This is a genomic window from Hyphomonas sp. KY3 (assembly GCF_017309975.1).
In the GTDB taxonomy this organism is placed as follows: Bacteria; Pseudomonadota; Alphaproteobacteria; order Caulobacterales; family Hyphomonadaceae; genus Hyphomonas.
On sequence record NZ_CP022271.1, the window covers coordinates 3,148,249 to 3,161,136 of the forward strand.

Consider the following 12,888-nt stretch of genomic DNA (forward strand, 5'->3'; position numbering starts at 1 on the left):
GCTCCTGAATAGTTTCTTCCGGTTTTATATGGTGACATCCGTTTCCCGCACAACGCGCGCAAGCACCAGCACGTCGACTTGTCGCGCGCCTGCCTGTTTCAGGGCACGCGTGCAGGCCGACAGGGTCGCGCCCGTCGTCAGGACATCATCCACCAGCAGGATACGCTTGTCGTGCACATGGGTTGCAGCGCGGTCAGAGACTTTGAATGCCCCCGCCACATTGCGACGGCGAGCCTTCGCGCTGAGCCCACCCTGAATGGGCGTGCGGCGGCGGCGTTTCAGGACATCGACGCGGCAGGACAGGCCGGCACGGCGGGCGATACCCTGTGCCAGCCAGGCTGACTGGTTGAAGCCTCGACTGACAAGGCGCGTATAGTGCAGCGGCACGGGCACGATCAGATCGGCTTCGGCGACCAGTTGCCCCCCCGCCCGGTGCATCCAGCCGGTCATGACATGCAGCCCGTCCCGGCGGCCTGATCGTTTGAGGTCAAGCACGATGCGGCGACTGGCAGCCTCATAGACGAGCGCCGCGCGGGCCCGGTCCCAACGCGGCGGGCGGGCGATACAGGGTGCACATTGCGCCCCTGGCCCAAGGTCCAACTCCATTGGCCGGCCACAGCATTCGCAGACAGGATCGGAAAGGAATCCGATGGCGGCGAATTCGGACGGCGAGAGCGGCCCCTTGCCTGCGCCGCGCTGGCCACTGACGAGGGAGCGTTGGGGCCAGAGAAATTCAGCCGCGCCGCGCATTAGCCCCTTTGCCATGCGGGCCCGGTGGTCCATATCGCTGCTCATGCCTTCCCCGGTCCCCCCGAATTCTGCGCCGCCCCGCCTGTTCGACCGCGAACGGGTGGCCCGTAATCGCAGCCGGGCCGCAGCCAGTTTCAAAGAATATGACTTCCTGAAAGCGCGCGTGTCGAGCGATATCGCGGACCGGTTGGCGGATACGTCTCATTCCTTTGATCGCGCCTTTGATCTCGGCGCACATGATGGCCAACTCGCCAAACTGCTTCAGGCCAGCGATCAGGTCGGGTCTGTCGAAGCCGGGGATATATCCAGCGGCATGGTGGCGCTCAGCCGGGCCGGCGGTCTGAACGCAGAGCAGGTGGATGAAGAGGGCCTGCCATTTCCACAGGCCAGCCTGGACCTGATCGTGTCGGCCCTGTCCCTTCATTGGGTGAATGATTTGCCCGGTGCGCTGGTGCAGATCCGTCAGGCGCTGAAACCGGACGGCTTGTTCCTGGGCGCGCTATTCGGTGCAGGCACGCTGAGTGAGCTGCGGGCCAGCCTGATGGAGGCGGAAACGGAACTGACCGGCGGCGTCGCGGCACGTGTCTCCCCCCTGCCCGGCCTGCGCGATATGGCAAGCCTGATGCAGCGGGCAGGCTTTGCCCTGCCAGTCGTTGATCGCGATCAGGTTGTGGTTCGGTACAGATCACCGATGGGCTTGCTGGCCGATTTGAAAGGGATGGGCGAGCGGGCGGCATTCGCAGCCGGGACAATGCGGCCCCTGCCGCGCCGTGTGCTGATGCGTGCCATGGAAATCTACGCAAATGACCATAGCGATCCAGACGGGCGTGTGCGCGCATCATTTGAAGTGGTGCATATGTCTGGCTGGAGCCCGGCAGACTCCCAACCCAAACCGCTAAAACCCGGAAGCGCCAGGGTCAGCCTCGCCGACGCTGTACGAAGTCACAAATCTTCCTGACGTCTGGTCGCAAGACCTGACGAGTGATCGATCAGGACATTTCCGTTTCAACGGTTGTGAATGTCTGGTTGATGGATGTGGCCACGGCCACGAGGCCGCCCATGATCGCAACGGCGATCAGTCCCACCAGAAGTCCGTATTCCACGGCGGTTGCGCCCGTATCGTCACGCAGGAAGCGGCGTATCATTGTGTTCGAGGCCATCATGTTCGCTCCGAGTCTGTCTAGTTACCCGAGAGCACGTCAAACAGGGGAATGTCTGCCGCAGGCGCCGGATAGAGATGAAGGTCCGATGATCTGACCCAGGCCAAGGCCTGTCCTTCCCTGGGCGAAAGCTCGCCTTCCCAACTCTCCGTTGAGAACAGTGGCATCAAAAGGTGAAAATCTGGATAAGCATGACTGGCAAAAGTGATCGGTTTCAGAGAGGTCTCGTCCACCATGATGGAGAGTTCTTCCTGTAATTCCCGCACCAGCGCCCGCTCCGGTGTCTCGCCCGTCTCGACCTTTCCGCCCGGGAACTCCCAGAGGCCCGCCATCGGTTTGCCAGCGGGGCGTTGAGCCAGCAGGATACGGCCTTCGGCATCATAGAGCGCAGCGGCGACCACAAGCACCATTCTGCGCGTCATGTACGATAGGCTCCGTTGATGTCGACATAGCCATGCGTCAGGTCGCAAGTCCAGACCGTGGCAGACGCCTCGCCCACGCCGAGGTGGACACGGATGGTGAATTCCGGCTGGGCAAATACCCCGCCGGCGGCTGCTTCGCTATAGTCCGGCATGCGCCCGCCCGCAGAGGCAACCTGGACATCATCAAACCATATGGCGAGCTGGTCCATGTCTATCGGCTCAAGCGATTTGCCAACGGCCATCACGATCCGTCCCCAATTGGCGTCTCCGGCAGCCATGGCCGTTTTTATGAGGGGCGAGTTGGCAATCGAACAGGCGACCACCTTTGCGGAGGTTTCCGACACTGCGCCTTCGACCGTGATGGTGACAAACTTGCTGGCCCCTTCCCCATCCTTGACGATGAGGTGGGAGAGGTCGAGGCAGACCTGCTTCAAGGCGGCGGCGAATTCGGCGAAACGGGGATCGTCCCGTGTGGCGATCTCGGCCATGCCGTTGGCGCCGGTGGCAAATACCATCAGCGTGTCGGACGTCGACGTGTCGCCATCCACCGTGATGTTGTTGAAGGTTTGGTTCGTTACCTCTTCCAGCAGACCTTGCAGCAGGTCTGGCGCGATGGCGGCGTCGGTGAAAACATAGGCCAGCATGGTCGCCATGTTGGGCGCGATCATGCCCGAGCCCTTGGCGATACCGGCCAGATTGACGTTCACGCCGTCGATCTTGGTCGCAAGCCCTGCGCCCTTGGGAAAAGTATCAGTCGTCATGAAGGCGCGTGCCGCGGCTTCCCAGTCAGGAGCCGAAAGCTTGCCCGCAAGATCGGGCACGAACGCGCCGACATAGTTCGGGTCTGGCAAGGGTTCGCCAATCACGCCGGTCGCCGCGAGGAAACATTCCTGCTTTTCCACGCCGAGCGTTTCGGTCAGCGCCTTCAGGGTGGCCTCGTTCTTGAGCACGCCCTTGGCACCGGTGAAGGCATTCGAGTTGCCCGAATTGGCGATCAGGGCCCGGGCCTTGCCGGCACCTGACTTCAAGGCCTCCCGACACCAGATGACATCCGCCGACGCGGTATGAGACAGCGTGTACACGCCGGCGCAGTGGGTGCCTTCCTCAAAGCTGAAGAGGAACACATCATCGCGCGTCATGCCACGTGCCGCGTAGAAGCCGCGCGAACCGGTGGCCGCGCGCACGCCCTTGACGACCGGCAGGTCTGGAAAGCGAGCCGGGGCGAAGGGAGATGGGGTCAGTTTCAAAGTTCACGTCCTTGTTCATCAGATGCGGGCTGCTCTTTGAGGAGATCGCCCTCGCTTTCAAGCGAAAGTGCAGCATCGGGGACAATGTTTGTCGATTTCTCGCCCTTTTCGATCTGCGCTTCGGTGCGCAGGCGTCGCAAGATCTTGCTGACCTGGTTGAGCGTCAGGAAGGTCACGATCTCCGGCCGCATCTCGGCGCGGGTCTTGGGTGGGCTGGTTCGGCGATCCTTCACCTTCAACAGGTGCCAGCCATCGGCAGACAAGAAGGGTTCAGAGATTTCGCCGACCTTTGTGTTGGCGATCACGACCGGGAACGGATCTGCCATATTATTTGGCGCGACATAGCCCAGGTCACCATTTTCCATGCGCGTGGTGGTATCAAGCGAGTTGGAGACGACGAGGCTTTCAAACGAGGCGCCGTCCTGAATTTGCTGATGAAGTGCCCGGGCCTCTTCCTCGGTTTCAACCAAGATATGCGCGATCGAGACTTCGTCGTCCTCCTGCTGGAGGGCGACCTGCTCCTTGTACATGGCCTCGATACTGTCCTCGTTCACTTCAGACGCAACCAGGCTCTCCACGAGCAGATTTCCGAGAATACGCTCGCGGGCAACTTCAAGCCGGCGCTCTGCTGCGGCGCCCTTGTCGAGCCGGCGGTTCAGCGCCTCTTGTGCCATCAATTTCTGGTCGATCAGCTGGTCGAGGACGAGATCATAGTTTTCATCGCCGGGGCCGAACGCGTCGCCCGGTGAAATCAGGCCGCGCGCAACGGCCTCCAGCTCAACTTCGCTGACATAAATCGGATCGCCATTCACCGTGACGGCGGCTGCGGCCTCGACCTGAATGACGGGTTCTTCTTCAACTGGCCGGTTACAGGCGGGGACCAATAAAAGCGCGGAAGCGGCAAGCAGTGCAGGCAAAGCGCGGGAAAAGGGCTTCATAAGCAGCACGGTAAAGTCTCCTTTAGGCTGAGGGCGCTGCATTGACACCCCAATGCGGCGTTCTTAAGTCTGACCCGAACGCTGGTCGAGGGGTTTCAGCCAGCGAGTGTGCTGTGGGAGAACCCACAAATATTCTGCCGGTTCCGCTGTCAGGATTAGAGTTTTGTCGCCCCAGATCAATTGGTGCTACCTGATATGCTTTCTGTTGCCCGCAAGATTTTCGGTTCAGTTAATGATCGCAAGCTGAAGCCGCTGCACGCGCGCGTCAACCGGATCAACGCGCTCGAGCCGATGATGGAGGCGCTCTCCGACGAAGCCCTACGCGGCAAGACGGACGAATTCCGCAAACGCCTCGCCGATGGCGCCACACTCGACAGCCTGCTTGAAGAAGCCTTTGCGGTTGTCCGCGAAGGTGCACGACGCTCGCTCGGCATGCGCCATTTCGACGTTCAGTTGATGGGCGGCATGGTGCTGCACTCCGGCAATATCGCCGAGATGCGCACGGGTGAGGGCAAAACACTGGTCGCGACGCTGGCGGTTTACCTGAACGCGCTTGAGGGCAAGGGCGTTCACGTCATCACGGTCAACGACTATCTCGCCAAGCGCGATGCCGAGTGGATGAGCCAGGTCTATGGCTTCCTTGGCATGTCGACCGGCATCATTGTTCATGGCATTTCCGACGAGGAGCGCCGCAAGGCCTACGCGTCTGACATTACCTACGGCACGAACAACGAGTTCGGATTCGACTATCTGCGCGACAATATGAAATACTCGCTGGACCAAATGGCCCAGCGCGAACACCATTTTGCCATCGTCGACGAAGTCGACTCCATCCTGATCGACGAAGCGCGCACGCCGCTGATCATCTCCGGCCCGACCGATGATCGGTCCGAACTCTATATGGCGCTTGATGCCCTGATGCCGCGCCTGACGGATGAGGATTACGAACTCGACGAAAAACAGCGCTCGGTCACGTATACCGAAACCGGCACGGAAAAGATCGAAGGCTGGTTGACCGAGGCCGGCACGCTGGAAGGCTCCATGTGGGAACCGGCGAACATCTCCATCGTCCACCATGCCAATCAGGCATTGCGCGCTCACAAACTGTATGCGCGCGACAAGGATTATATCGTCAAAGACAGTCAGGTTATGCTGATTGACGAATTCACGGGGCGCATGATGGAAGGCCGCCGCCTGTCAGAAGGCCTGCACCAGGCCATCGAGGCCAAAGAAAAGGTCGACATCAAGCCGGAAAACCAGACCCTGGCGTCGATTACGTTCCAGAACTATTTCCGCCTCTACAGCAAACTGGCCGGCATGACCGGTACGGCGCTGACCGAGGCCGACGAATTTGCCGATATCTACAATCTCGGTGTCATCGACCTGCCGACGAACAAGCCGATCCAGCGAATTGATGAGGATGATGTCGTCTACCGCACCGCAAGTGCGAAATATGCCGAGATCGTCAAGGACGTCCGCGAGTGTCATGCCAAGGGTCAGCCGGTCCTGCTCGGCACGGCGTCGATCGAAAAATCCGAAGTCCTGTCGAACCTGCTGACGACCGCCAAGATTCCACACAAAGTGCTGAACGCGCGCCACCATGAGCAGGAAGCCCAGATCGTGGCCAATGCCGGTGTGCCGGGCGCCATTACCGTTGCCACCAATATGGCCGGACGCGGTACCGACATTCAGCTCGGCGGCAATTTCGAGATGCGCCTCGAACAGGAAAAGGCCGAACAGGAAGCCAAGCTTGGCCGCGAACTGACCGAAGGCGAATTGTCCCTGCTGACCAGCCAGATCAAGGCCGACATCGAGGTCAAGAAAAAGCGGGCGCTGGACGCTGGCGGCCTCTACGTTCTGGGTACCGAGCGTCACGAGAGCCGCCGGATCGACAACCAGTTGCGCGGCCGAACAGGCCGTCAGGGTGATCCGGGCAAGTCCAAATTCTACATTTCCATCGAAGACGACCTCATGCGCATCTTTGCGGCAGAGCGGATGGACAATGTTATGCGTCGCCTTGGCATCAAGGAAGATGAGGGCATCACCCATCCCTGGATGAACAAGGCGATGGAAACGTCGCAGAAGAAGATTGAACAGCGCAATTTCGAGATCCGGAAGAACGTCCTCAAATATGATGACGTGATCAATGATCAGCGTAAGGCCATCTTTGAGCAGCGCATGGAATTCATGCGCGCCGAGAATGTCTCCGACACGATCATTGATATGCGCGAAGACGTGATCAACGGCCTGATCGCCCGCACCATGCCCGAGAAGGCCTATGCCGAGCAGTGGGACATGGATGGGCTGGCCGAAGCCCTGCGCAATGATTTTGCCGTGGACATGCCTGTGAAGGATTGGGCCGCCGAAGAAGGCGTTGCCAATCAGGAAGTGGCCGAGCGCGTCCACAATGGAATCGCCAAAGTCTATGAGGCGATCACAGAGCAAGTCGGTCTTGAACAGATGCAGCGGATTGAAAAACAAATCCTGCTTCAGGTCCTCGACATGCGTTGGCGCGAGCATCTCCAGATGATCGACCAATTGCGGTCAGTGATCCATCTGCGCTCCTACGGTCAGCGCGACCCGCTGAACGAGTTCAAGGAAGAAGCCTTCAACTTGTTCTACAATTTGCTGAACGAGTTGCGCGCGACCGTGACCCGCTCACTGATGCATATCCGGGTTCAGACACCGGAAGAAAAACAGCAAGCGCAACAGCGCCGCCCTGTGCCGCAAGCGCCGGCGCCTGTTCCGCCAATGCGCGAAACGCATCTTGATCCGGATACGGGCCATAATGAGATGTCGAGCGACGACACGCCGCCGCCCGGACCAGCCCTGCATCAAGCAGAGGAAAGCTGGGCCAGCACGCCCCGCAACTCCCCCTGCCCATGCGGCTCCGGCAAGAAGTACAAGCATTGCCACGGCGCCCTGACCACGCAGAAGGCCTAGTCCTTTGGCCCGGCTCATCGTGCTGTCGGGCTTGCCGGGCTCCGGAAAATCTACGCTTGCGAAAGGCCTGAGTGACCTCTCAGGCGCTATCCTTCTCAGGGTCGACGTATTCGAGCAGGATTTGCGCAACGTCAATAGCAGCGATTTTGATGTCGGCGCGCAAGGATACCAAATTGGCTACGACCATGCCCGGCGCCATCTTCTGGAAGGCAAAGACGTAATCGCCGACGCCGTTAATGCGGTGGAACCGGCACGCGAGGGCTGGAGAGCCATCGCTCAGGAAACAGGCACGCGCGTCATCGAGATCGAAATTGTGTGTACGAATGAAGACGAAGCCGCCATGAGGCTGCGCACTCGTGAGACGGGCATCGACGGCTTGCTGCCTACCAGTCTTCAAGAACGCCGCGAGCGTATCTGGGAGCCGAACCCCCAGATTTCAGGAACAGTCGATACGGCTGGCCGACCGATTGCAGACTGTGTGGATGATCTTTTCCACCTCGTAAAATAGATCGGGTAAAGCGCTAAATCGGAACCTCGTAGTAAACGCCGCGTTCACCCTGATGAATACTCTCAAGGAGACTCATCATGGGCCGCACGCTCACCGCCATCATCGCTTTCCTCTGCGTCGCATTCGTGATCGCACTCGGCTGGTTCTATCTGCAAGAAGGCTCATTCGAAGGCGCTGGCGCGCGCATGGACGCGACGCTGGAAGATCTGCCCGAGGAAACATCCGAATTTGCGAATGAAGTGTCTGATGCGGCCGACGAGATTTCCGACGAGTTGGATCAGGATGGATCGCCCAACCGGTAACCACGTCACAAGATGACCGCAATGTAACCTTGGACTGGCCCCGGCTGCGCCCCACCTCCGCCGCGACCAGCGGGTCATAAACCGTGTCTCCAATCTTTTTTTGGGGACCCCAAACATGACCGATACGTCTCAACCTCCATCGCCGTTCGCGAGCCTTGTGCCGCAACGGTCCGTCGGCCTGAAATTGTTGCTCGTCTGCGGACTTGCCCTCCTGATGGCCATTCCCGCCCTCTTCATACATTCCGTGGTCCAGGATCGCCGCATGGGCGCGGATCGCGCGCTTGCCGACGTCAGTGAAATGGTCGGAGGCCAACAATCCGTGCTGGGACCGGTCTTGTCCGTACCCTATTCACGCACCCTCGGCCCAAGGCACAATGAACTGGTTTACGGCTATGTGGTCGCTTATGCCGATACCGGCACCGCCTCGGCCGATGTGGATGTTCAGATGCGTACCCGCGGCATTCACGCCATCCCTGTCTTCGATGCCACGATCAGCATGGACGCTGTATTCGATCCGGCGGCCTTGCGCGCCGCCTTGCCCGACGACGCCACCCCGATCTGGTCGGATGCCAGGGTCTATCTCGGGGTCTCGGACACGCGCGGCATCCGGGATGCGATCACCGTCACAGCGAATGGAACGGACTTGGCCATCGAACCAACGCCCTATTACGCGTCCAATGCCGGCAAGTACCAACCTGTGCCGCCCTCCGGTGTGACCCTTGCGGGCGGCCATATTGCTGGTCTCGAAACTGCCACATCACCGATCACCTTGACCTCCAACATGCGCCTGTCCGGGGCCGAACGCCTATCCATCGCGCCATTTGCAAAGGATACGCGGGTCGACCTTGTGAGCAATTGGAATGATCCCAGCTTCCAAGGCGGCGTACTGCCCGAGCGCCATACGGCAGGCGACGGCCAGTCGGAAGGCTTCGAGGCGCATTGGCGCGTGCCCTATCTGGCCCGCGGCATTGCCGGCGCAGGGGCCAATCTCGACCTTGGCGAACTGACCGAATGGAACCGTCGCGACATGGCTGTCCGGTTCATGAAGGAAGGCAATCCCTATCAGAGCGTCGAGCGCGCGTTGAAATATGCCGTCATGTTTGTCGGCTTCGTTTTCCTCGCCTACTTCCTGTTCGAAGTGACCAGCGCCGCACGCGCCCACCCCGCGCAATATGTCCTGGTCGGACTGGCACAGACGATCTTCTACATCCTGCTGCTCGCCATGTCGGAGCGTATCGGCTTTGACGGAGCCTTCCTGATCGCCGCAAGCATGACCGTGCTGCTGACCGCCGCCTATGCGGCCAGCGTATTCCGCTCACGGCTCTATGGCCTGCGCGCGCTGGCCATCCTGTCCGGCATCTACACGCTGATCTATGTGCTGATGCGGGCCGAGAGCCATGCCTTGCTGGCGGGCGCTCTGGCAAGTTTCGCGGCCATCGCACTGACCATGTACATGACCCGCAACATTGACTGGTATGGTGAGCGGACCTCCGCCCCCGCTGCTTGACATGGAGGGGGAAGTGCCCGAACGCCTAGGCCCTATGATGACGACACTTCCCCCTGTTCGCGGCAAGCTGCTGAAGGACGCGAACCTCGCGCCCTATACCTGGTTCCGGGTGGGCGGGCCGGCCGACTGGCTGTTCCTGCCCGAAGACGAAGCCGACCTTGCCGGCTTCCTGAAGACGCTCGACCCGGCCATTCCGGTGACCGTACTCGGCGTTGGCTCGAATGTGATCGTGCGCGATGGCGGCATCGAGGGCGTGGTCATCCGCCTGATGGGAAAATACTGGGGGAGTGTGGAAGCCGGGGACGATTTGACCCTAACAGCGCGGCCGGGTGCACTGGACCTGTCCGTCGCCAAGACTGCCGCCCGGCACGGCATCAGGGGGCTGGAATTCCTGTCCGGCATTCCGGGATCGCTCGGCGGGGCGACCCGCACCAATGCCGGGTGCTATGGTCAGGAATTGCGGGACGTGCTGGTCGGCCTTGAAGGCTACCTGCGCGATGGCACCCATATCGCCTATCGCGGGCCGGGCCGGGCCAGCAATCTGCCGGAAGCGCAGTTTTCCTATCGACACAGCGACCTGCCCACTGACCTGATCGTCACCAAGCTGACCCTGGAAGGCAGCGGCACAGGCGCACCAGACACGATCCTTGCAGAAATCGAAGCCCTACAGGCCCGCCGGGCCGAGACGCAGCCGATCAAGGACAAGACATCCGGATCCACGTTTGCGAACCCCGACCCGCCCGGCACGCCAAACCAGCGGTCCGCATGGAAACTGATTGACGCTGCGGGCTGCCGCGGCCTGAAGGTCGGCGGCGCACAGGTTTCGCCAAAGCACTGCAACTTCCTGATCAATACCGGCGATGCCACAGCCGCAGACCTCGAAGCGCTGGGCGAGCTTGTTCGCGCGCAAGTATGGGACTCTCAGGGCGTAAAGCTGCGCTGGGAAGTGCGCCGCATCGGCCGCATCAAGCCTCCCCTCCCCTGATCGGGCACCGCGAACCTAGAACTTGCCTTCCAGCTGGACTGTGAAGATCGGGCCGAAATCGCGCGCGCGGTCTTCAACGCGCACGACATTGCCAAGGCGATTGGTGTCGTACAATTGCCGGCGGAACGTGTCATTCTGGTTCGCGACGTTCCCGATCATGGCCTGACCGGTCATGCCCCAAAGATCCTTGTGCTCGACATAGGCGAACCCAAATCCTGGGCGCGCCCCTTCCTGCCCTGTCTCGGACAGGCGATAATACGGATTGCGTTCCCAGCGCTCGAACCCGACACCCCAGGACCAATCCGTTCTCGGAACATCCTGGCGCATCTCGGCGAGCATCCAGTATTTCGAACTGTCATTGATCGGCCTCACCTCTCCGGTGAGCGGGTCGCTCACTTCCGACTCGAAATACTCGCCTTCAAAGGACAATTCCGCGCCGGCAAAACCGACTTTGTCTAATTTCAACGTGGCGTCCCACTCCGCTCCGACCCGCCAGGCCGAGTCGAGGTTTCCGGGACCGTCGCCCGTCCCGATGGGTACACGGTCAACAATGTCCTCGATATCGGAATAGAAGACTTCGAGCGTCGCGGCGCCCCAGCCGCCATAATTCTTCTCGGCCTGGGCGCTCAGTCGCCAGCTCTGCTCCGGAACGATTTCGGGATTACCATTCTCGCCATTCCCGGCACTCAGATTGACCGATGAGACGAAATCGAAAAAGTCCAGCTGTCCCACTTCCCGCTCAAGGCGAGTGACTAGTTTCAATGACGGATCCACCTGCCAGGACAGGCTGGCGAAGCCTTTGGGGCGGGTGAAGGTCCGCACATTGGACGCATCGCCGGACTGGGAAAGTTCCGATATTTCGGCGCCTATGGAAACTTGCCCGGTCACTGAGGGGGAAAGCCGACGACCATGCGTCACGGAGACTTCTCCGCGCTGTTCCTCAACCCGTGAATTCGCGTTCGGCAGAGTCTGCAGCTCCAGCGGACCGCCACCTTCGGAACTGGCAAGAGAAGATTGCTGGTCCAGATAGTTGAAGGCTCCTTCCAGCGCGAATTGCCAGTCGTTTCCATTCTCAAATGCAAAACCATACTCCGTCCGGAGAATATATTCGCCCTCTTCAATATCGCGCGTGAACAGGCTTTCGGAAATATCCGTCCCATCAACATTACCGCGGAATACGCGGTCAATGATGGGGCTGTCCTCTCGGCGAACCAGGCCGATTGCCTTTAGCCGGCCCGGCCCAAAGCCAAATTCATAATCGCCACCGACTTCCACGAATACTTCATCCTCAGCGCCCTCATACAGGCGCCGCCCCTCTGGCCCGTTAACCGGAAAGAGTTTCGAGGTTTCTTTCCTGTCTGGCTGGAACAGTGTGGTCTTTGCGTTGAGATTTCCGATAGCCCCCGAGGCTGGCGTCCAACCAACCGATCCGGATACGGAGACATATTCGGCGGCATAGGTGAAGTCTTCCTCACGGCGCTGTATCAGGTTGCCGACGCCGTCGGTGACAAATTCAGGACCGTTGGAGGCGCCGCGCTCCGGGCTGCTCTCGGCCTTGAATGACCAGCTGATATCCCCCTGCCCGCCGGATAGTGTGAGATTGAGGCCGTTGTAGAACGGCGGGAGGTTGTCGCGGAACCGGGCACGCCAGCGCCAAGTGCCTGAGACCGCCCCATCTCCATTGGTGATGACATTCACGACATGCCCGGACAGGCCGGCAATTTCAAAGGCTGACGCATCGACCAGTTCGAGCCGCACAACGCTGGAGGCGGATATCCGGTCCAGCGACTCGGTCGCCCCATTGGACTTTCCAGATACGCGCTGACCATTGATCAGCACATTCCCACTGGCCTGACCAAATCCGCGAGAGCCGTCATCATCGCCCTGGATCGAAAATCCCGGAATGCGCGAAACCATTTCGAGCGCCGTGCGCGGTGCATACTGACTGAAATCGTCCATCGTGTAGATGGTTGCACCGGGTGTGGTTTCCGGTGCCATATCCGCCACAGCCGACAGGGCGATGAATGATGTGGCCAAGCTGAAGCATGCACTGGCGGCAAGCCGTGTGAAAGGGATCACGCTGCGTATCCTCCCCGCAGATGTCTGGAAAAAAATCCGGTGTCTCA

Annotated in this window: 12 protein-coding genes; 6 read left to right on the forward strand and 6 right to left on the reverse strand. The window is 60.3% G+C overall.

Features of this window, described 5'->3' with window-relative positions; genetic code table 11:
* Positions 1-24: 24 nt before the first annotated feature.
* Positions 25-795 (reverse strand): ComF family protein, encoded by a 771-nt coding sequence (locus CFA77_RS15140; RefSeq protein WP_242517405.1) that lies wholly within the window; start codon positions 793-795, stop codon positions 25-27.
* Here CFA77_RS15140 and CFA77_RS15145 point away from each other — a divergent pair.
* Positions 794-1,708, forward strand: a complete 915-nt coding sequence (locus CFA77_RS15145) for a methyltransferase domain-containing protein (protein ID WP_206991396.1) — start codon at positions 794-796, stop codon at positions 1,706-1,708. The two genes, CFA77_RS15140 and CFA77_RS15145, sit on opposite strands and share 2 nt — an antisense overlap.
* 31 nt (positions 1,709-1,739) lie before the next feature.
* Here the strand turns inward: CFA77_RS15145 and CFA77_RS15150 are convergent, their stop codons facing one another.
* From CFA77_RS15150 to CFA77_RS15165, 4 genes are read right to left on the reverse strand one after another with little or no spacing between them, the layout of a single operon-like run.
* Positions 1,740-1,913, reverse strand: a complete 174-nt coding sequence (locus CFA77_RS15150; RefSeq protein WP_242517406.1) for a Flp family type IVb pilin — start codon at positions 1,911-1,913, stop codon at positions 1,740-1,742.
* A gap of 17 nt (positions 1,914-1,930) precedes the next feature.
* Positions 1,931-2,332, reverse strand: coding sequence for a (deoxy)nucleoside triphosphate pyrophosphohydrolase (locus tag CFA77_RS15155; RefSeq protein ID WP_034815068.1), 402 nt, complete (start codon positions 2,330-2,332; stop codon positions 1,931-1,933).
* Positions 2,329-3,579 carry a bifunctional glutamate N-acetyltransferase/amino-acid acetyltransferase ArgJ gene (argJ, locus tag CFA77_RS15160; RefSeq protein ID WP_206991397.1) on the reverse strand — a complete coding sequence of 417 codons (1,251 nt, stop codon included), beginning with the start codon at positions 3,577-3,579 and terminating at the stop codon, positions 2,329-2,331. Before argJ ends, CFA77_RS15155 begins: the two co-directional genes overlap by 4 nt.
* Complete coding sequence (locus tag CFA77_RS15165) at positions 3,576-4,517, reverse strand: peptidylprolyl isomerase (RefSeq protein WP_242517549.1); 942 nt, start codon at positions 4,515-4,517, stop codon at positions 3,576-3,578. The genes argJ and CFA77_RS15165 overlap by 4 nt, the downstream gene beginning before the upstream one ends.
* A gap of 195 nt (positions 4,518-4,712) precedes the next feature.
* On the opposite strand from CFA77_RS15165, the gene secA reads away from it, so the two are divergent.
* From secA to murB, 5 genes are all read left to right on the forward strand, one after another.
* Entirely contained in the window at positions 4,713-7,460 is a 2,748-nt protein-coding gene (gene secA / locus CFA77_RS15170) for a preprotein translocase subunit SecA (protein ID WP_206991399.1), read from the forward strand.
* 4 nt (positions 7,461-7,464) lie between these two features.
* On the forward strand, positions 7,465-7,968 hold the full coding sequence (locus tag CFA77_RS15175; RefSeq protein ID WP_206991400.1) for an AAA family ATPase: 504 nt from the start codon (positions 7,465-7,467) through the stop codon (positions 7,966-7,968).
* Between the two features lie 77 nt (positions 7,969-8,045).
* Positions 8,046-8,270, forward strand: coding sequence for a hypothetical protein (locus CFA77_RS15180; RefSeq protein ID WP_034815061.1), 225 nt, complete (start codon positions 8,046-8,048; stop codon positions 8,268-8,270).
* Positions 8,271-8,385: 115 nt separating this feature from the next.
* On the forward strand, positions 8,386-9,777 hold the full coding sequence (gene creD, locus CFA77_RS15185; RefSeq protein ID WP_206991401.1) for a cell envelope integrity protein CreD: 1,392 nt from the start codon (positions 8,386-8,388) through the stop codon (positions 9,775-9,777).
* A 34-nt stretch (positions 9,778-9,811) separates the two neighbouring features.
* On the forward strand, positions 9,812-10,762 hold the full coding sequence (gene murB / locus CFA77_RS15190) for a UDP-N-acetylmuramate dehydrogenase (RefSeq protein ID WP_242517407.1): 951 nt from the start codon (positions 9,812-9,814) through the stop codon (positions 10,760-10,762).
* Positions 10,763-10,777: 15 nt separating this feature from the next.
* Here murB and CFA77_RS15195 read toward each other — a convergent pair whose 3' ends face one another.
* The gene (locus CFA77_RS15195; protein WP_206991402.1) at positions 10,778-12,841 is read right to left on the reverse strand and encodes a TonB-dependent siderophore receptor; all 2,064 of its coding nucleotides are present in this window, start codon (positions 12,839-12,841) and stop codon (positions 10,778-10,780) included.
* Positions 12,842-12,888 lie beyond the last annotated feature (47 nt).

Coding starts and splice junctions, on each gene's coding strand:
- CFA77_RS15150 (WP_242517406.1), bottom strand. CDS start 1,913: ATGATGGCCTCGAACACAATGATACGCCGCTTCCTGCGTGACGATACG.
- CFA77_RS15155 (WP_034815068.1), bottom strand. CDS start 2,332: ATGACGCGCAGAATGGTGCTTGTGGTCGCCGCTGCGCTCTATGATGCC.
- murB (WP_242517407.1), top strand. CDS start 9,812: ATGATGACGACACTTCCCCCTGTTCGCGGCAAGCTGCTGAAGGACGCG.
- secA (WP_206991399.1), top strand. CDS start 4,713: ATGCTTTCTGTTGCCCGCAAGATTTTCGGTTCAGTTAATGATCGCAAG.
- CFA77_RS15140 (WP_242517405.1), bottom strand. CDS start 795: ATGAGCAGCGATATGGACCACCGGGCCCGCATGGCAAAGGGGCTAATG.
- CFA77_RS15165 (WP_242517549.1), bottom strand. CDS start 4,517: ATGAAGCCCTTTTCCCGCGCTTTGCCTGCACTGCTTGCCGCTTCCGCG.
- CFA77_RS15145 (WP_206991396.1), top strand. CDS start 794: ATGCCTTCCCCGGTCCCCCCGAATTCTGCGCCGCCCCGCCTGTTCGAC.
- CFA77_RS15180 (WP_034815061.1), top strand. CDS start 8,046: ATGGGCCGCACGCTCACCGCCATCATCGCTTTCCTCTGCGTCGCATTC.
- creD (WP_206991401.1), top strand. CDS start 8,386: ATGACCGATACGTCTCAACCTCCATCGCCGTTCGCGAGCCTTGTGCCG.